19 protein-coding genes and 1 tRNA gene are annotated in these 18,358 nt (G+C 66.0%); 14 read left to right on the top strand and 6 right to left on the bottom strand.

The features are described 5' to 3' along the window. Positions 1-78: 78 nt before the first annotated feature. From QFZ23_RS17880 to QFZ23_RS17865, 4 genes are read left to right on the top strand one after another with little or no spacing between them, the layout of a single operon-like run. Positions 79-801: a flavodoxin family protein gene (locus tag QFZ23_RS17880; RefSeq protein ID WP_306924928.1), complete on the top strand. Its 723-nt coding sequence runs from the start codon at positions 79-81 to the stop codon at positions 799-801. 41 nt (positions 802-842) lie between these two features. Then, on the top strand, positions 843-1,928 hold the full coding sequence (ygfZ, locus tag QFZ23_RS17875) for a CAF17-like 4Fe-4S cluster assembly/insertion protein YgfZ (RefSeq protein WP_306924926.1): 1,086 nt from the start codon (positions 843-845) through the stop codon (positions 1,926-1,928). Further along, entirely contained in the window at positions 1,925-2,317 is a 393-nt protein-coding gene (locus QFZ23_RS17870; RefSeq protein ID WP_306924925.1) for an ankyrin repeat domain-containing protein, read from the top strand. The genes ygfZ and QFZ23_RS17870 overlap by 4 nt, the downstream gene beginning before the upstream one ends. Before the next feature lie 4 nt (positions 2,318-2,321). Continuing rightward, positions 2,322-3,839, top strand: a complete 1,518-nt coding sequence (locus QFZ23_RS17865; RefSeq protein WP_306924924.1) for a DHA2 family efflux MFS transporter permease subunit — start codon at positions 2,322-2,324, stop codon at positions 3,837-3,839. Here QFZ23_RS17865 and QFZ23_RS17860 read toward each other — a convergent pair. The 5 genes from QFZ23_RS17860 to QFZ23_RS17840 form a co-directional block, all read right to left on the bottom strand. Next, the gene (locus QFZ23_RS17860) at positions 3,836-4,561 is read right to left on the bottom strand and encodes a GNAT family N-acetyltransferase (protein WP_306924922.1); all 726 of its coding nucleotides are present in this window, start codon (positions 4,559-4,561) and stop codon (positions 3,836-3,838) included. The genes QFZ23_RS17865 and QFZ23_RS17860 overlap by 4 nt on opposite strands. Before the next feature lie 124 nt (positions 4,562-4,685). Then, the gene (locus QFZ23_RS17855) at positions 4,686-5,711 is read right to left on the bottom strand and encodes a 6-phosphofructokinase (protein WP_306924920.1); all 1,026 of its coding nucleotides are present in this window, start codon (positions 5,709-5,711) and stop codon (positions 4,686-4,688) included. A 237-nt stretch (positions 5,712-5,948) separates the two neighbouring features. Next, entirely contained in the window at positions 5,949-6,203 is a 255-nt protein-coding gene (locus QFZ23_RS17850; protein WP_306924917.1) for a PspC domain-containing protein, read from the bottom strand. 3 nt (positions 6,204-6,206) lie between these two features. Further along, complete coding sequence (locus QFZ23_RS17845) at positions 6,207-6,491, bottom strand: hypothetical protein (protein ID WP_306924914.1); 285 nt, start codon at positions 6,489-6,491, stop codon at positions 6,207-6,209. Between the two features lies 1 nt (position 6,492). Beyond that, positions 6,493-8,091, bottom strand: a complete 1,599-nt coding sequence (locus tag QFZ23_RS17840) for a PspC domain-containing protein (RefSeq protein WP_306924913.1) — start codon at positions 8,089-8,091, stop codon at positions 6,493-6,495. Positions 8,092-8,216: 125 nt separating this feature from the next. Here QFZ23_RS17840 and QFZ23_RS17835 point away from each other — a divergent pair, with 125 nt between their 5' ends. Further along, positions 8,217-9,632, top strand: a complete 1,416-nt coding sequence (locus QFZ23_RS17835) for an ATP-binding protein (RefSeq protein ID WP_306924911.1) — start codon at positions 8,217-8,219, stop codon at positions 9,630-9,632. Beyond that, positions 9,629-10,306, top strand: coding sequence for a LuxR C-terminal-related transcriptional regulator (locus QFZ23_RS17830; protein ID WP_306924909.1), 678 nt, complete (start codon positions 9,629-9,631; stop codon positions 10,304-10,306). The genes QFZ23_RS17835 and QFZ23_RS17830 overlap by 4 nt, the downstream gene beginning before the upstream one ends. A 213-nt stretch (positions 10,307-10,519) precedes the next feature. Here the strand turns inward: QFZ23_RS17830 and QFZ23_RS17825 are convergent, their stop codons facing one another. Further along, positions 10,520-11,737 carry a pyridoxal phosphate-dependent aminotransferase gene (locus tag QFZ23_RS17825; RefSeq protein ID WP_306924908.1) on the bottom strand — a complete coding sequence of 406 codons (1,218 nt, stop codon included), beginning with the start codon at positions 11,735-11,737 and terminating at the stop codon, positions 10,520-10,522. A gap of 273 nt (positions 11,738-12,010) precedes the next feature. Between QFZ23_RS17825 and QFZ23_RS17820 the strand changes: the two genes are divergently transcribed. The 8 genes from QFZ23_RS17820 (at position 12,011) to rplJ (ending at position 18,314) form a co-directional block, all read left to right on the top strand. After that, positions 12,011-12,083 (top strand) — tRNA-Trp (locus tag QFZ23_RS17820). A 96-nt stretch (positions 12,084-12,179) separates the two neighbouring features. Next, complete coding sequence (gene secE / locus QFZ23_RS17815) at positions 12,180-12,449, top strand: preprotein translocase subunit SecE (RefSeq protein WP_306924906.1); 270 nt, start codon at positions 12,180-12,182, stop codon at positions 12,447-12,449. Positions 12,450-12,565: 116 nt separating this feature from the next. Then, the gene (gene nusG / locus QFZ23_RS17810) at positions 12,566-13,489 is read left to right on the top strand and encodes a transcription termination/antitermination protein NusG (RefSeq protein WP_306924904.1); all 924 of its coding nucleotides are present in this window, start codon (positions 12,566-12,568) and stop codon (positions 13,487-13,489) included. 133 nt (positions 13,490-13,622) lie between these two features. Continuing rightward, a complete protein-coding gene (rplK, locus tag QFZ23_RS17805; protein ID WP_003803853.1) occupies positions 13,623-14,054 on the top strand; it encodes a 50S ribosomal protein L11 in 432 nt (143 codons plus the stop codon). A gap of 184 nt (positions 14,055-14,238) precedes the next feature. Beyond that, positions 14,239-14,946 (top strand): 50S ribosomal protein L1, encoded by a 708-nt coding sequence (gene rplA, locus QFZ23_RS17800; RefSeq protein ID WP_306924901.1) that lies wholly within the window; start codon positions 14,239-14,241, stop codon positions 14,944-14,946. 189 nt (positions 14,947-15,135) lie between these two features. Continuing rightward, the gene (locus QFZ23_RS17795) at positions 15,136-16,227 is read left to right on the top strand and encodes a GNAT family N-acetyltransferase (RefSeq protein ID WP_306924899.1); all 1,092 of its coding nucleotides are present in this window, start codon (positions 15,136-15,138) and stop codon (positions 16,225-16,227) included. Positions 16,228-16,308: 81 nt separating this feature from the next. Next, entirely contained in the window at positions 16,309-17,418 is a 1,110-nt protein-coding gene (locus QFZ23_RS17790) for a GNAT family N-acetyltransferase (protein ID WP_306926927.1), read from the top strand. 293 nt (positions 17,419-17,711) lie between these two features. Continuing rightward, complete coding sequence (rplJ, locus tag QFZ23_RS17785; protein WP_306924897.1) at positions 17,712-18,314, top strand: 50S ribosomal protein L10; 603 nt, start codon at positions 17,712-17,714, stop codon at positions 18,312-18,314. Positions 18,315-18,358 lie beyond the last annotated feature (44 nt).

Genomic DNA, 18,358 nt, shown 5'->3' with positions numbered 1-18,358 from the left:
TGTTCGCCGGTGCTCCCTTCGGCTACTTTGGCTTCAGGTCTTCGATCCTGAGTCCGCAGCAACCCGATGGAGTGTCCGATGGATGAGTCCCAGCCCCCGGCTGACTACAGCGACCTCAAAGCCGTGTACTTCAACGGCACGCTCAAGCGTTCGCCGGAGAAGAGCAACACCGAGGGCCTGATCACGGTGAGCCGGCTGATCATGGAGAAGCAGGGCGTGGCCACGCAGGTCATCCGGACTGTCGACCACGACATCGCCAGCGGCGTGTACCCGGACATGCGCGAGCATGGCTGGGCAACTGACGAATGGCCGGAGCTGTATCCGGCCGTCAAGGAAGCGGACATCGTGGTGGTGGCCGGACCCATCTGGCTGGGGGACAACTCATCGCAGACCAAGAAGCTCATCGAGCGGCTCTACGCCCATTCGGGCCAGCTCAACGAGAAGGGCCAGTGGGCCTTTTACCCTAAGGTGGGCGGCTGCCTGATCACCGGCAACGAGGACGGCATCAAGCACTGTTCCATGAACGTCCTCTACAGCCTGCAGCACATCGGCTTCACCATCCCGCCGCAGGCCGACGCCGGCTGGATCGGCCCCGTCGGACCAGGACCCAGCTACCTCGATGAGGGCTCGGGCGGCCCGGAGAGCGACTTCACGAACCGGAACACCACGTTCATGACCTGGAACCTCCTGCACCTGGCCCGGACGCTCAAGGACGCCGGCGGAATTCCCGCCTACGGCAACCTTCCGGAAGAATGGAAGGCCGGAACCAAATTTGGTTTCGAAAACCCGGAGTACCGCTAGGTGGCCGGAATACCCTCCAAGCCAAGGACGTTCCCCTTCATATGACTACCAAGAGCCCTATGTTGTCGCGCCCTGGCGCCGTTGAAGCGGGCGGCGCCGACGCCGGTGTCGCATCCCACTATGGCGAACCCCTGCGGGAGCAGCGCGCCCTGGCGGACGGAACCGCCGTCGTCGATCTTTCCCACCGCGGCGTGGTGACGGTCACCGGACCGGACCGGCTGAGCTGGCTCAACACGCTGTCCTCCCAGCAGGTCACCAATCTCCAGCCCGGTGAGTCCAGCGAGCTGCTGCTCCTGAGTGTCCAGGGCCGCATCGAGTTCGATGCGCGCGTGGTGGACGACGGCGGGACCACCTGGCTGATCGTCGAGGCCGCCGAAGCGGGTCCCCTGGCCGAGTGGCTGACCAGGATGAAGTTCATGCTCCGCGTCGAGGTCGCGGACGTGTCGGCCAAGTGGGCGGTGGTGGGATCCACCAAGGCTGTGCCCGAATGGTCCGGCCTGCTGGTGTGGCAGGACCCTTGGCCCCACGTCGGCGTGGGCGGCTACTCTTACGCCGTGGTCCCGGAGGACGCCCACCCCGGCGCCGAACGCCCGTGGTTCGAATACCTCGTGCCGGCGGCGGAGCTCGAAGAGACGGTGGGGGACCGAAAGCTCGCAGGCGTCCTCTCCGCCGAAGCCCTGCGCGTCGCCGCCTGGCGTCCGCGGCTCGGCGCTGAAACGGACGACAAGACCATTCCGCACGAACTGGACCTGCTCCGCACCGCCGTGCATCTGGCCAAGGGCTGCTACAAAGGCCAGGAGACGATCGCCCGCGTGCACAACCTTGGCCACCCGCCGCGGCGCCTCGTGTTCCTGCAGCTCGACGGTTCCCAGCACACCATGCCGGCCCCCGGCAGCGAGGTCCGGGTGGGGGAGCGCAAGGTGGGCACCGTGACGTCCGTGGCGCAGCACTACGAGATGGGCCCCATCGCGCTGGCAGTCATCAAGCGTTCGGTCGCCCCGGATGAAATACTGACGGTAATGGACGGGGAGGAACCGTACACAGCCGCGCAGGAAGTGATCGTGGCGCCCGACGCCGGACAGGTCGTCGGAAGGCAGACAGGATTCCTGAGGGGGACCCACAAATGACAGACTCCACCGCGCCCGATGAGGAAACCCTCGCGCTGGCGCACACCCTTTTCGACGCCGCCCGCAATGGCGACATCGAGCTGCTGCGCAGCTACCTCAACGCCGGTGCCCCGGCCACGCTGACCAACTCCGCCGGCGATTCGCTGCTCATGCTCGCTGCCTACCACGGCCACGCAGAGACAGTGCAGCTCATCCTGCACCACGGTGGTGACGCCAACGCTGCCAACGACCGCGGACAAACCCCGCTGGCCGGTGCCGTCTTCAAGGGCTACTCGGACGTCGCCCGGGTGCTGCTCGATGCGGGAGCAGATCCCGATGCCGGCACCCCCTCTGCGCGTGCCGCCGCCCAGATGTTCGCCCGCGCCGACATCCTGGAATTGCTGGGCTGAGCTTTTGGAGAACGTCAACAGGCCCTGGCCTGCGCTCTGGTCCCTCGTCATCGGGTTCTTCATGATCCTGATCGACACAACGATCGTTTCGGTGGCAAACCCGCGCATCATGGAGGGGCTGGATACGGACATCAACGCCGTCATCTGGGTCACCAGCGCCTATCTTCTGGCGTATGCGGTTCCGCTGCTGATCACCGGCAGGCTCGGCGACAGGTTCGGACCCAAGCGGCTGTACCTCTCAGGCCTCGTGGTGTTCACCCTCGCGTCGCTGTGGTGCGGGCTGTCCGGCACCGTGGGGATGCTCATCGCCGCCCGCGTCCTGCAGGGCCTCGGCGCCGCCCTGATGACGCCCCAGACCATGGCTGTGATCACGCGAATCTTCCCGCCGGACCGGCGCGGCGCCGCCATGGGCCTGTGGGGAGCCACGGCCGGCGTGGCAACGCTGGTGGGTCCCATCCTCGGCGGCGTGCTGGTGGACGGTCTCGGCTGGGAGTGGATCTTCTTCATCAACGTCCCCATCGGGATCGTGGGCTTCATCCTCGCCTGGCGCCTGGTTCCATCCCTCACCACCCACCCGCACAGGTTCGACATCCCCGGCGTGGTGCTCAGCGCCGTCGGGCTTTTCCTGCTCGTCTTCGGCCTCCAGGAAGGTGAGACGTACAACTGGGGCGCCATCACGGGCCCCGTGACGGTCTGGGGCCTGATCATCAGCGGAATCGTGGTGCTCGCGCTGTTCGTTGGCTGGCAGGCGGTCAACAAAGGCGAGCCGCTGCTCCCGCTTTCCCTGTTCAAGGACCGCAACTTCTCGCTGGCCAACATCGGAATCACCACGGTGGGGTTCACGGTCACCGCCTTCGGCCTGCCCCTGATCTTCTACTACCAGATGGTGCGGGGCATGACCCCCACGCAGTCGGCCCTGATGATGGTCCCCATGGCGCTGATTTCCGGCGGCCTGGCACCGGTGGTGGGCCGCATCATCGACCGCGTCAACCCGAAGTACATCACCTCCGGCGGGCTGCTCCTGATGGCGGTGGCGCTGTTCTGGAATTCAGCACTCATGCATCCGGACACCCCGGTGTGGCTGTTCCTGCTGCCCAGCGCGGTGCTCGGCTTCGCTAATGCCGGGATCTGGGCGCCGCTGAGTTCAACGGCCACCCGCAACCTGCCGCCGCGGCAGGCGGGAGCCGGGGCCGGCGTCTACAACACCACTCGCCAGATCGGGGCGGTCCTTGGCAGCGCTGCCATCGCCGTGCTCATGCAGGCCCGGCTCGCCGCGGAACTTCCGGCGGCACCCGGCGGGACGCCCGAGGCCGGCGGTGAGGCCGGCGGCTTTGGGGGCCAGTTGCCTCCCGCCCTTCATGACGGCTTCGCGACGGCGATGGGCCAATCGATCATGCTGCCTGCGGCTGTGATTGTGCTCGGCGCCGCGGTGGCCCTGTTCTTCGCCCGGCCCAAGGCGGTCCAGGGCTGGGGCGGGCACCAGCCCGCCGCCGGCCAGGACGCAGAGGCGACGACGCGCTAGCGCGTTTGGCCGAGCAGCACGCTGGTTTGGATGCCGCCGGTGGAAAAGCCCAGGCTGCGTGCCGTGGCCAGTGATCCCTTGTTGCTGACGTCGGTGCGCCACTGCAGGGTCAGCCCGGAGGCCAAGGCTTCGTGGGCCGCCACCGAGGCCGCGAGCGATCCCAGTCCGCGGCGCCGCCACTCGGGGGCCACGAGAACGCCCATGTGGGCCAGGATGCCTTCCCATTCGGCGTAGGCGCCGCACGCCACCGGCACCCGCTGCCCCTCGTCGTCGTGAATGATGGTGTACCGGTTCTCGAGGTCGGACAGGCCCACCTCGTTCACGTCATCGGGCGGGCACAGGCCCTCAAGTTCGACCGCCTCCGGGTTGCCGTGCGACACTGTCAGCTCCTCCGCGGGCTGCAGCAGCGGCAGGTCGTCGGCGAAGAAGAGCGCGGCGGAGCCCTGGCCGTGGCCGCCGTGCCTGCGGGTGATGGTCAGCAGGGTGACGTGCTGGGCCATCTCCTCATCGGAGATGCCGGCCGCGGCGTCTAACGCCCACTGTGGACCCACCAGGGCCGAACTGCCGAACAGGCGCACGAACTCGACCGAGTGCGCAGAGTCGTCAACCCTGGTGATCCGCTCGCCGGTTTCCAGCGCGCGGGCGAAAGCGCCGTCGTCGAGCCCCAGACGGCGCGCCCAGGCAAGCTGGATGATGGCGGCGGATCCGGAGTCAAGACTCATGGTCCCAGCCTACCGATCCCGGCCGCCCATCGGGCGCGAACGGACAGTTGTGGCCCCTGACTCCGCAGAATCAGGGGCCACAATTGTCCGTTCGCGCTGCCAGAAGCCAGCCGGGGGAGCGGGCTTAGCCGAAGAGGACCGCGGCCTCGTCGTAGCGGTGCTGCGGGACGGTCTTGAGCTTGCCCAGCGCGGCTTCGAATGCCACGTGGTCAATGTCCGTGCCGCTCAGCGACACCATGGTGCCCCAGCGGCCCTCGACCACGGAATCGACGGCGGCCATGCCCAGTCGTGTGGCTAGCACGCGGTCGAAAGCGGAGGGGACGCCGCCGCGCTGGATGTGGCCCAGGATGGTGGCGCGGGTCTCGATGCCCGTCCTGGCTTCGATCTCCGGAGCCAGCTGGTCGGCGATCCCGCCCAGCCGCGGCCGGCCGAAGGTGTCCAGGCCGCGTTCGGAGTGCGGCGATTCCATGTGCGCCGGGACGAAGCCCTCGGCCACCACCACCAGCGGCGCGCGGCCACGGTCGTGGGCCTCGGTCACCCATTTGGTGATCTGCTCGATGCTGGTCCTCTGCTCCGGAATCAGAATGGCGTGGGCGCCCGAGGCCATGCCTGCGTGCAGGGCGATCCAGCCGACGTGGCGGCCCATGACTTCGGCGATCATGCAGCGGTGGTGGGATTCGCCGGTGGTCCGCAGCCGGTCGATGGCTTCTGTGGCGATCTGCACGGCGGTGTCGAAGCCGAAGGTGTAGTCCGTGGCGTCGAGGTCGTTGTCCACGGTCTTGGGGACGCCGACGATTTTCAGGCCGGCGTCGGTGAGGCGCTTGGCGGCCGCAAGGGTGCCTTCGCCGCCGATGGCGATGATGGCGTCGATCCCCAGCCGCTTCATGTGTGCCTTGATGACGTCGGGGCCGCCGCCGTTCTCGAACGGGTTGGTCCGGGATGTGCCCAAGATGGTGCCGCCCTGCTTGGCAATGCCGCGGACGAGCGTTCGCGGAATGGGGATGATGTCACCCTCAACCACTCCGCGCCAACCGTCGAGGAACCCCACGAATTCGTGGCCGTGGATGGCAATGCCTTTGAGGACGGCGCCGCGGATAACGGCGTTCAGTCCGGGGCAGTCGCCGCCGCTGGTGAGGATTCCGATTTTCATTTTCTTGGCTCAAATCCTGGTTCGAAGGTTTTACGGGCAGAGCGCCACGCTGAGCTCAATTAGAGATTCTAGTGGGGAGTGTGGGGAAGGACACAAACGGTTACACCTCCGACGGGTCCGGGCGCCGGGGCCCGGACCCGTCGGGACCGGCGAGGGCCCGGACAGCGGAGTGCCCCCGTTCCGGCGGGAACGGGGGCACTGTATAACGGACGACGGCGGGTGCCCGCCGGGCGGTCACTACCGGCCTGTGCCGCGCTTTTCCAGGAAGGACTCAAGCGCGATTGAGTTGTTCTGGTCCGGCAGGATCAGCCATGCCGCGAGGTAGAACACGATGGCCGGGCCCGGCAACAGGCAAATGATGAGGAAACCGATCCGGACGAATGCCACGTCCACGTTCAGCTTCTCGGCGATTCCGCCGCACACGCCGCCCAGCCAGCGCTGCGGTCCGCGCTTCAGGCCAAGGCCCCTGACAATGCTGAAGAACTTTTCCATGGTTCAAGACTTCCCGTTTGTTGTGCTGTTGTCACGTTTTCGTGCTGAGAGCAGCCCGCCGATCACCAGGGCAGCCCCGGCCCCGATCATCAGGCCGATCAGCACATATGTCCCGTTCAGGACCACGATTCCCAGTTGGGAGATGACGATCAGGATGGCCAGGGCGAGGACCACCAGCCCCCAGACGATGGTGCCTACCCGGGCCGGCGCTTCGGCGGGTTCATCCGTTCCCTTAGCGGACGGTTTGGGCAGGGGGTTGGTCTCCGGTGAGGGATCAAAACTGCTCATGTCAGTTTCCTTCCTGGATTGCGATATTGCTTACGGTGCCGTCGATCTGGAGGATCAGCCTGGCGCCGGGCTTGTCCGAGTTGTAGCTGCTTTGCCGGGAGGTGATGCCGCCGCGGCTGTCCGTGCCCTCGTTCAGGTTGCCCAGGGTCATGTCGGCCCGGACATCCACCGGCACGGTGCGCGGAATGATGACCGTCACGTTGCTGGCCGTGGCGTCGAGGGGGATCACGACGTCGGTGCCCAGTGGCGGGTTCAAGTTCAGGCCGGTCAGGTCGACAGTTCCGCGGCCTCCGGTGATCTGGAAGCCCTGGCGGGCCTGTTCGATGGTGACGGGATTCCAGTCCGCATTCTGGAAGCGGAACCGGTCACCGTTGGGCACGGCGCTGAACACACCGCCGACGATGAGCGCCACCACGGCGAAGAACCCGAGGACGCCCGAGGTCCTGCCGCGCATTCCGGCCAGCAGAATGCCAAGGCCAAGGACCGCTGCACCGGCTGCCCAGACCACGGCGTTGGCCGAATCGCCGAGATCAATCAGGTTGCCGGCGTCGAGCGCTTTGAGCGTGCCGCCTGCCAGCAGCGCCAGCCCGGCGGTGATGGCTACGGCCGGCGCACCTGGGCCGCTCGGCCGCGACTTGGGCGCCGGCGCCGGGACCGGGACGGGCCGGCCTGGCGGAAGGCCGCCGCCGTAGGGGGCTGTGAGGGCCGCGGAGCCATAGGACGGGATGGCGTCCGGAGTCGGCGGTACCGTGTAGGGCTGGGTAGGCGTGTGGCTGCCGGCAGCGAAGGAGGACCCCGGGAACTGCGAGGTGGAGGATCCGGCTGAAGCAGTCGCCGGTGCGTTGCCGGGGGTTGCATAGCCGTAGGCGGCCCGGCCACCGGTGGCGCTGTCCATTGGTGTTCGGCTGCGGTTCTTGTTGCGCTGGGTCAGGAAGTAGATGAGGTAGATGACGCCGCCGATCCAGAACAGCGCCCAGAAGAAGCCGAAGCCATCGTGGCCCCATCCCCAGAAGCCGCCGCCCATGCCGGTGAGTCCGACGATCGAGGTGATCAGCGCGCCCGTCATGCCCGTGCTCCAGCGGCCGGCGCCCGCCTCCTGGGTGTGGATCCGGCCGTCGGGCTCAGGCAGCAGGGCCCAGCCGAGGCCGTACAGGAGGACGCCGATGCCTGCGAACAGCGTCAGCACGATGAAGATGCCGCGCACGATCAGCGGATCGATGCCCATCCTTTCCGCGATGCCACTCGAGACGCCGCCGATCCAGCGGTCGGGTCCCCGGTGTACTCCGTGGCTGCGGATCCAGTCGAAGAAGTTCAGCGGCTGGGCGGTGCGGCCGTAGCCGGGAGCACCGTAGCCGGTGGCACCGTGTGCGGGCCCGGTGTGCATTCCGGCGTGGGTTCCGGAAGGAGGGGCGGAAGTGTGCGGTGGCTGATCCGCGGCGGGAGGCGGGAACACCGGCTCCGTGGGATTCTCCGGGGCAGTGTGGCTTTCCGGCTCCGTGTTTTCCGGTTCGACGGGGCGCTCCGGTTCCTGGCCGGTGCTTCCCTCGGACGGGGTGCCCGGCTGCTGGCCTTCATTGGGGTTGGGGTTCTGCGAGTTCATACTTCGATACTGCCGTTTGCGCTGGTCAGTCCTCTATTGGGGAACACCCTGAGCCGTCCCTGACTTACCCCGGGTTCACCCTCACAAGGGGACTCAGGAACCCTGATCCATGTTTGGATTGATGCATGGCCACAGCCCCTGTCCGCCCGCCTCTGGTCCGCAGCAGCGACCGCCTGATCGCCGGCGTCTGCTCCGGCCTGGCGGTTCATCTTGGCTGGCCGGTGCGCATGGTCCGGATCGGCATGGTGGTGGCTGCTTTCGCCGGGGGCGCAGGGCTCGCGTTCTACGCATGGTTGTGGATCATGGTTCCCACCGCGGACGAGAACGCCAAGCGCAATGCCCGCCGTCCGGTGTCGCCGATTGCCCCCGCCGTGAGCCTGCCGCCTGTGAGCCTGCAGTCCGGTCCGGCCCCCGCTCCTTCACCGGGCATTGTTCCTTCATTCACCGTTCCTTCATTCACCGCCGTCCCTCGGCCTGCGGTGGAGTACGACGCCGGCACCGCCTCCCAGCCGCCGGCGCCTGCCGCCGCTCCCGGGGCCGGTACGTGGTTCCGGATCCGGAGCATGCGCTACGGCAAGGAGATCCTGCTTGGCGCCGGTCTCCTGCTCGTCGCCGCAATCCTGATCGCCAGGCTGCTGGGCGTGGACGTGCCCCTCGGCACGCTGATCCCGGCGGCGGCGATACTCGGTGGCGCCGCGATTGCCTGGATGCAGCTGGATGAAACCCGGCGGGCCGGGCTCGTCGATAAAACCAAGGCGGACCAGGCCGGTGGATGGGCGCGGCTGGCAGCGGGCCTCGCGCTCGTGGTGGCTGGGGTGCTGGTCATGGTCTCCGGGTCGGGCTCATGGCAGCAGACCTGGCTCGCGCTGCTCGCGTCCGTGGCCGTGCTGGGCGGCGTGGCGCTGGTGCTGCTGCCCTGGGGCCTGAAGTTCTGGCGCGACCTGGAGACCGAACGGGCCGGCCGCGTGCGGGAAACCGAGCGGGCCGAGATCGCCGCCCACCTGCACGACTCCGTGCTCCAGACCCTTGCCCTGATCCAGCGCCGGGCCGGCAACGAGCACGACGTCGTCCGCCTGGCGAGGGCCCAGGAGCGCGAGCTGCGGGGCTGGCTTTTCAAAGATCCAGCCCGCGACGCCGGCCAGCTTTCGGACCGGATCAAGGCCGCCGCCGCGGAGGTTGAAGACGACCTCGGAAACGCCGTCGACGTCGTGACCGTGGGCGATACTGAGATGACCGAGCGCCACGAGGCGCTGGTCCAGGCCAGCCGCGAGGCCATGCTGAACGCTGCCCGCCACGGCGGCGGTCCCGTTTCCGTCTACCTCGAGGTGTCCGACGGCGGCGCGGAAGTCTTCGTCAAGGACCGCGGCCCGGGCTTCGAACTGAGCACAGTCCCGCACGACAGGCTGGGCGTGCGCGAATCAATCGTTGGCCGGATGAAACGGCACGGCGGCAACGCCGCAATCATCAGCGGACCCGACGGCACAGAGGTGCGCCTCAGGCTGCCGGCAGACGTCGCGGACAACGGGGAAGGGAAGTCATGAGTACACCAGCAGGGGCCGGCGCGGCGGGAAGAACCGTGCGGGTTGTAATCGTGGATGACCACGCGATTTTCCGGTCCGGCCTCAAGGCTGACCTGGACCCGAGCGTGGTGGTGGTCGGGGAGGCCGGCACCGTGGAGCAGGCAGTCGAGGTTATTGCCGCAGCACGGCCCGACGTCGTGCTGCTGGACGTGCACCTGCCCGGCGGCCGCGGCGGGGGAGGGCGGGAAGTCATCACAAGTTCCGCGGCGCTCCTGGGAACCACGCGGTTCCTTGCCCTGAGCGTCTCCGACGCCGCCGAGGACGTCGTGGCCGTGATCCGCGCCGGTGCCCGCGGCTATGTTACGAAGACCATTTCCGGCGCGGAGATCACCGACGCCGTTTTCCGGGTTGCCGGCGGCGACGCCGTGTTCTCCCCGCGGCTGGCAGGCTTCGTTCTGGACGCGTTCGGCACCGCCCCGGCCGACATCGCAGATGACGAACTGGACAAGCTCTCCGCCCGGGAACTCGAGGTGATGCGGCTGATCGCCCGCGGCTACAGCTACAAGGAGGTGGCCAAAGAGCTCTTCATCTCCATCAAAACCGTGGAAACCCATGTCTCGGCCGTGCTCCGGAAGCTGCAGCTGTCCAGTCGCCACGAACTGACCAAGTGGGCCGCCGAGCGCCGCCTCCTCTAGCCCAAACGCTTCCTCAGATCCTCCCGTTTTTTTCCAAGCCCTTCCTCAGGTCTTGCTGGTCATTCGCTGTTTTCGCTGGGGGTGGGCCACTTCCACGTCCGGGATTAAAGGCCAAACGCTCCCGCACCTTTTTCGGTGCGGAAGCGTTTAGGCATTTCCTGCAGGATGTGAGGGAGGATCCGTGTTTTTCCTGCAGGACGTGATGGAGCGTTGTTACTGTGCCTTGCCGAGGAAGTCCTGGAGGCGGCCAACGCCGGTGGCGAGGTCCTCGTCGCCCAGGGCGTAGGACAAGCGCAGGAAACCGGACGGGCCGAAGGCCTCTCCGGGAACCACGGCGACCTCCACCTCGTCCAGGATCAGCGCGGCCAGTGCAGCCGAGGTCTCCGGGCGGACCGGGCCGTTCGACGTCGGGAATTCCTTACCCAGCAGCGCGCGGACGTCCGCGTACACGTAAAAGGCGCCCTTCGGCGTCGGGCATTCAATGCCCTCGATCGCGTTGAGGCCGTCCACGATGGCCTTCCGGCGGCGGTCGAAGGCGACCTTCATCTCGTCCACCGCGGTGAGCGGACCGGAGACTGCTGCCAGGGCGGCGATCTGCGGGATGTTGGACACGTTGGAGGTGGCGTGCGACTGCAGGTTGGTGGCGGCCTTGATGACGTCGGCGGGCCCGATCATCCAGCCAACGCGCCAGCCGGTCATCGCATAGGTCTTGGCAACACCGTTAAGGATCACTACCTTGTCACCCAGTTCCGGGGCGGCGGTAGCGATGGAGGTGAACGGAACGCCGTCGTACGTCAGGTGCTCGTAGATTTCGTCGGTGACCACCCACAGGCCCTTCGCGGCGGCCCACTTGCCGATTTCGGCGACCTGCTCGGGCGAGTAGACGGAACCTGTGGGGTTCGACGGCGAGACGAACAGCAGGATCTTCGTGCGGTCCGTGACAGCTGTCTCGAGCTGCTCCACGGTCACTAGGTAATCCTGCTCCGGGCCGGCAAAGACCTCCACCGGGACGCCGCCGGCGAGTCGGATGGCCTCGGGGTAGGTGGTCCAGAACGGCGTGGGGACGATCACTTCGTCGCCCGGATCCACGAGGGTGGCGAACGTGTTGTAGACGGCCTGCTTGCCGCCGTTGGTGACCAGCACCTGTGACGGGTCGGCCTTGTAGCCGGAGTCCCGGAACGTCTTCTCGGCGATGGCCTTCTTCAGCTCGGGCAGGCCGCCAGCGGGGGAATAGCGGTGGTACTTCGGCTGGCTGGCGGCGTCGATGGCGGCCTGGACGATGTAGTCCGGGGTGGGGAAGTCGGGCTCGCCCGCACCGAAGCCAATCACCGGCCGGCCGGCCGCCTTCAGCGCCTTGGCCTTGGCGTCGACAGCCAGGGTGGCGGATTCGGCAATGGCGGAAATGCGTTGGGAAACGCGGGCGGAAGACATGGCAGGTCCGTTCTTCGCTTGCAGCTGGTGAGCTGAATGGTGGATTTCGACGGAATCTACTCTATGCTGTTCACCGGATCGTTCGAGGTGGAACACGGATTTGTGACTGCGGTGCGGCGCGGATCCAGAAGCTGAAAACGGTCCGAAATGAGGCTGGTTCGACGTGAGCGCAGTTGTTGCGTAGACTAGTTCTCCGGTGTTGAAACACGGATGATGACGTGCGCCCCAGACGGCCTTGGGGAAAAGTGCGGCCTCCATCGGTTTTTGATCCATAGGGTAGTGGCGCAATTGGTAGCGCAGCGGTCTCCAAAACCGCAGGTTGCAGGTTCGAGTCCTGTCTGCCCTGCGCAGGCTGTTCCGGCGAAAAGCCGGAGCAAGCGCAGCAACCAAAGGTTCAGTTCAGAGCCGGGTAATCCGACTTGCGAGGATGAGTGAGGAATAGGTGACCGAAACAGCTGCAAGCAGCTCCAAGGGCCGCCCCGCAAAGAAGGCCGCCAAGGCTGGCTTCTTCGCTCGCATCGCGCTCTTCATCCGCCAGGTCATTGGCGAACTGAAGAAGGTCGTTGCCCCCACCCGCAAGGAACTGATCAACTACACGCTCGTGGTGCTCGTATTCGTAGTCATCATGATGGTGATCGTCACTCTGCTGGACCTGGCGTTCGGCACCGCGGTGAGCTGGGTCTTCAGCGGTACAGGCGCCAAGGACCGCTAAGGCGATCGGTCCGCAGACTGCGTGGGCTCCCCGGCCGGATTCGGTGAGGAGCTGCGGAGTGTGCGGAATTGAGCCATTTAAATAGGCAATTAGGCAATGAGGAAGCAGGAGACCAAGTGTCTGAGCAGGAGCTCGAGGTAACTGAGACTGAGCTGGATGAAACCCAGAACCCCGCGGCTGAGTCCGCTGAGGGCTCCGAGGTTGAGTCTGCTGCGCCCGATTCCGAAGGCGACGCCGATTTTGAAGACGACGCTGAGACTGACGCTGACGACGAGACCGACGCTGCTGACGCCGACGCCGAGACCGACGCTGCTGACGCCGACGCCGTGACCGGAGACGACGCCGAGACCGACGCTGCTGACGCCGACGCCGTGACTGGAGAGGACGCCGAGGAAGGCGCCGAAGGGACCGACGTCCTGGCCGCTGCTGCCGCCCAGGCGACCGACCCGGCCGAGGAGTTCAAGTCCAAGCTGCGCCGCCAGGAGGGTGACTGGTATGTCATCCACTCCTATGCCGGCTACGAAAACCGCGTCAAGGCCAACCTTGAGACCCGCATCCAGACCCTGGACATGGAAGATTACATCTTCGAAATCCAGGTTCCGATGGAAGAGGTCGTTGAGATCAAGAACGCTCAGCGCAAGGTCATCAACCGCGTCCGCATCCCCGGCTACGTGCTGGTCCGCATGGACCTGACCGACGCCTCGTGGGGCGCCGTCCGCCACACCCCGGGTGTCACCGGCTTCGTGGGCAACGCCCACAACCCCGTGCCGCTGCGCCTTGATGAGGTCTTCTCCATGCTCGCGCCGGTCTTCGAAGAGGAGCAGGCAGAGAAGGGCAAGCCCACCAAGCAGGCCGCCGCTCCGGTGAACGTCGACTTCGAGGTCGGCGAATCGGTCATCGTCAAGGAGGGCCCCTTCGAGACCCTTCCCGCCACGATCTCCGAGATCAAGGTGGATTCCCAGACCCTCGTGGTGCTGGTCTCCATCTTCGAACGCGAGACCCCGGTCACGCTGGCCTTCAACCAGGTCACCAAGATCTAGCTGATCACCACAGATTTCGTTCCGGAGCGGCCCGCTTTAGCAGTTCCGGAACGGCCGACCGCCTCGCCATGGCGGTCAACCACCTGAGGCACGCTCCTGTGTCCCAGGACGCATTTGAGAGAAGGACCCTACATTGGCTCCCAAGAAGAAGGTCACCGGCCTCATCAAGCTGCAGATCCAGGCAGGTGCCGCTAACCCGGCCCCGCCGATCGGTCCTGCGCTTGGCCAGCACGGTGTCAACATCATGGAATTCTGCAAGGCGTACAACGCCGCGACGGAAGCCCAGCGCGGCAACGTTATTCCTGTTGAAATCACGGTCTACGAAGACCGTTCGTTCACGTTCATCACCAAGACCCCGCCGGCTGCAGAGCTCATCAAGAAGGCTGCAGGCGTCGCCAAGGGTTCGGCTACCCCGCACACCGTCAAGGTTGCCAAGCTGACCCAGGCCCAGGTCAACGAGATCGCCTCCACCAAGATGGAAGACCTCAACGCCACCAGCCTCGAAGGCGCAGCGAAGATCATCGCCGGCACCGCCCGCTCCATGGGTATCACCGTCGAGGGTTAATTTCCGCTGATGCGGTGCCGGGTCCGGGAAACCGGGAACGACGCCGGGCAGCACCGCCGGGAAACCGGCACCACTGAAACATTGAAATGTTGGAAATCGGTCCGGATAAAACAGCCGGATTTCCAACTGTGGCAGGGCCCAGCGCGGTCCGCAGACCACAACTGCACAAGGAGAAATAAGCAGCATGGCAAAGCGCAGCAAAGCATACGAGGCAGCCGCAGCCAAGATCGACGCGGAGAAGTTCTACGCGCCGTTCGAGGCAGTGACGCTCGCCAAGGACACCAACCCGTCCAAGTTCGACGCCACCGTTGAGGTCGCCTTCCGCCTGGGCGTTGACCCCCGCAAGGCCGACCAGATGGTCCGCGGTACCGTCAACCTGCCGCACGGCACCGGTAAGACCGCCCGCGTCCTCGTGTTCGCCACGGGTGAGAAGGCCGAAGCAGCAATCGCTGCCGGCGCCGACTTCGTTGGTTCCGACGACCTGATCGAAAAGATCGCCGGCGGCTGGACCGACTTCGACGCAGCCGTTGCCACCCCTGACCTCATGGGCAAGGTTGGCCGTCTCGGTAAGGTCCTGGGTCCGCGTAACCTGATGCCGAACCCGAAGACCGGCACCGTCACCCCCGATGTCACCAAGGCTGTCAACGACATCAAGGGCGGCAAGATCGACTTCCGCGTCGACAAGCACTCCAACCTGCACTTCATCATCGGCAAGGTTTCGTTTGACGCCGTCAAGTTGGCCGAGAACTACGCCGCTGCCCTCGAAGAGGTGCTCCGCCTGAAGCCGTCCGCTTCCAAGGGCCGCTACATCCAGAAGGCAACGGTTGCCACCACGTTCGGTCCCGGCATCTCCGTTGACCCCAACGTCACCAAGGTTCTGACCGAGGCATAAGTCTCACGAACCACCGGCCGGATCTCCGGTCAGCACCAAAGGACCGTCCGGCATCTGCCGGGCGGTCCTTGTGCATTTGCGGCGGCTCTTGTCACCCCTGGAGCACGACGGCGGGACTCCAGTCAGGCGCGCCAGCCCGCTCTGGAAGGGGCTCTGTCGGACTCAGCGTGTTGCGGCTAGGCTGATCCGGTGACGACGCCCTCCTACCGGATCGAGCCGCTGTTCCTGCCTGCGTCGCTTGACGCGCCCGACGCCACAGACTTCCTCGAGTTCAGCGACCTCAGCGATGCAGTTGTGCTGGAGACCTGGGGCAACCTTGACCGGGCAGCGCCCCGCAAGGCCAGGCTGGAAGCGTGGCGCGACGATGACTACGAGAAGCTGCGGCTCTTCTTCGTACGGCTGGACGGCCGCATGGTGGCAAGGTCCTGGGTAAGGCTGAGTCAAAAAGAGAACCTCCAGGATGCGTTCCTCAGGGTGGATGTCCTCAACGGGTTCAGCGGCCGCGGCATCGGCCAGGCTCTCCTGCGGCATGCAGAAGCACTGGCGGCGGAGGACGGACGCAGCACCCTGCAGTCCTTCACCGAGCACGCGCCCGGGTTCGATCCGGATGGCCCGGGAATCCTCAGGGCCGGAACGGGGACGGGCGGAGTCCCGGCCGCGGCCCGCGGCGTACGGTTCGCCGTGGCGGCCGGTTACACCCTCGAGCAGGTGACGCGTTTCAGCGCACTGGACATGCCGCCGTCGGACGGTGTCCTTGACGCGCTGGAAGGCGAGGCAGCCGGCATCGCCGGGGACCAGTACGAGATTCTCGATTGGACAGACTGCTGTCCGGATGAGTACGTCGACGAGATGGCGGTGCTCATGTCCAGAATGAGCACGGACACCCCGGCAGGGGCGCTGCACTACGACGCCGAGGTGTGGGACGCCAAGCGCGTCCGGCACGTAGAGGAGGAATGGAGGCGGACGGGCCTGGCCTCGCTGGTGGCGGTGGCCCGGCATAAGGCGAGCGGCGAGCTGGCCGCCTACTCGGTGCTGCAGCATTCGGACGAAAAACCGTGGCTGGCCGAGCAGGACGACACGCTCGTGGCCAAGACACACCGCGGGCACCGGCTGGGGATGCTGGTGAAGGTGCGCAACCTGCGGCGCCTGCAGCAGGACCATCCCGAAGTGGAACGGGTCCTGACATTCAACGCCGCGGAGAACGACCACATGCTGGCAATCAATGTGGCCCTGGGCTTCCGTGCGGCGGGGTACGACGGTGAGTGGCAGCGCCGGCGCTAACCGGCATATGCTGGCGACGGATACACCGCGTGGACTCAAGCCCGCAGCCTTCATGGCAAGCGGCGGAAACGGCTGGGGATGATGGCAATAGAGGTGCGGATCGAGCGGCTGTGGATTCCGGACTCCGTGGATGCTGCCGATGCAGCGGACTTTCTCGCCGCGGTGGAGGTGGGCCGCAAGGTCCGGATGGATACCTGGGGCAGTGACGACCTCGCCTACACGCCGCTGGAAAAGCTTCTCGAACTGGACGACCCGTACGAGCGCCAGGTGATCCTCGTGGCAAAGGTCGGCGACGACATCGTGGGCACCGTGGACATCGCACTGCCCCTCGCTGACAACCTGGACCTTGCCGAATTCACCCTGGACATCCTCCCCGAGTATCAGCGCCAGGGCGTGGGCCGGCAGCTGCTGGAGGCCGCCGAGCATTTCGCCCGGGAGGAGGGCCGCACCATGATCCTGGTGGACACCAACCACCCCGGCGCCTCCCTGCACGAATTCGCGCCCGAGCAGCTGGTGCCCGGATCGGGGCAAGGGTACGTGCCGCTCGGCAGCCGCGAGGTGGAGTTCGCCCAGCGCACCGGTTACACCCTGCAGCACATCGAACAGTTCAGCTCGTGCGCGCTGCCGCTGGACAGCAAGCTTGTGGCCGAGCTCGAGGCAGAGGCGCAGGAGGCCAACAACGGCCGCTACCGCCTGCACCACTGGACCGACCGCTGCCCGGAGCGCTGGCTGGAATCGGTGGCTGCCCTCGAAAACCAGGCCGGCGGTGACGCCGGGCCGGCGGAGGACGACGACAGCATGGTTTTCGACGCCAGGATCCTGCGTGAAGCCGAGGAAGTCATGATCTCCCAGGGACGGCGCACGGTGGTGACCGCCGTCGAACATATCGCCACGGGGACGCTCGTGGGGCTGACCACCATCAGCGTCCTGGCGCAGCGGCAGGACGTCGTCTTCCAGGACGATACCGTGGTGCTGCAGGCGCACCGCGGCAACAAGCTCGGCCTGCTCATCAAGGTGGCCAACATGGAGCGCCTCACCGAGCAGTTCCCCGCGGCGCGGGTGATCTATACCTGGAACGCACCGGAAAACCGGTACCTGCTCACGGTCAACCGCCAGCTCGGGTTCACGACGGCGGGAGTCACCGGGATCTGGCAGAAGGAACTACCGGACCTGGGACCCAGCAGAAGCTAGGCCGATTTGGTTATCCCCGGAACCCTCCCGTAAGCTTGAACTACCAAAGACCGTCGGTTGTTGGATTCCCACTCTTTCGAGCTCAGCTCAACTCTGCAGTTGTGTGAAAAAGAGCCAGTGGGTTTCCAGACGAAGGACCCTGAACATAGGGCGGCCGGCGCAGGTGAACGAAGCAAAGTTCCGCTGTTATGACAGCGTTGAGCCAAGCCCCGTGCATCTGCGCGGGGCGTTTTTAGTTTTAGCTCACCTGAGCGGGGACCCGGAATACCGGCACTATCCCCGGAAGGAGGGTTATGGCAACGCCTACCAAGGTTTCAGCAGTAGCTGAGATCACTAACGATTTCAAGGAATCGAACGCCGCTGTCCTGACCGAATACCGTGGGCTCACCGTTGCACAGCTCAAGCAGCTGCGTGTTTCTCTCGGCCAGGACACCAAGTTCGCGGTCGTCAAGAACACCCTGACCGCCATTGCAGCCAAGGAAGCTGGTGTCGAAGCATTCGACGGCCAGCTCGCCGGCCCCACTGCAATCGCGTTCATCAAGGGTGACGCAGTTGCAGCTGCCAAGAGCCTGACGGATTTTGCCAAGGCCAACAAGCAGCTGGTCATCAAGACCGGTTACTTCGAGGGCAAGGCACTGAACGCCAGCGAAGTTGCTGCCCTGGCAGCACTCGAGTCCCGCGAGCTGCAGCTCGCCAAGGTTGCAGGCATCCTCAAGGCACCTGCTGCCGCTGCTGCACGCATCATCGACGCACTGCGCCTCAAGCTTGAAGAAGAGAACGGTGCTCCGGCTGAAGCCGAAGCTCCCGCCGCTGAAGAAGCTCCCGCCGCAGACGCTGACGCAGTCGCAGAAGAAGCAGCTGAGGCTCCGGCCGAAGCCGCTGCCGAAGAGAACTAACTCTCTCCCAAAAAGACTCCGGTGGAACGGAGGGCATTCAGCCC

Origin of the sequence: Arthrobacter globiformis (assembly GCF_030818015.1) — a bacterium.
Taxonomy (GTDB): domain Bacteria; phylum Actinomycetota; class Actinomycetes; order Actinomycetales; family Micrococcaceae; genus Arthrobacter; species Arthrobacter globiformis_C.
Note: the sequence above shows the minus strand (reverse complement) of the source record. Positions and strands in the feature narration are given on the sequence as shown.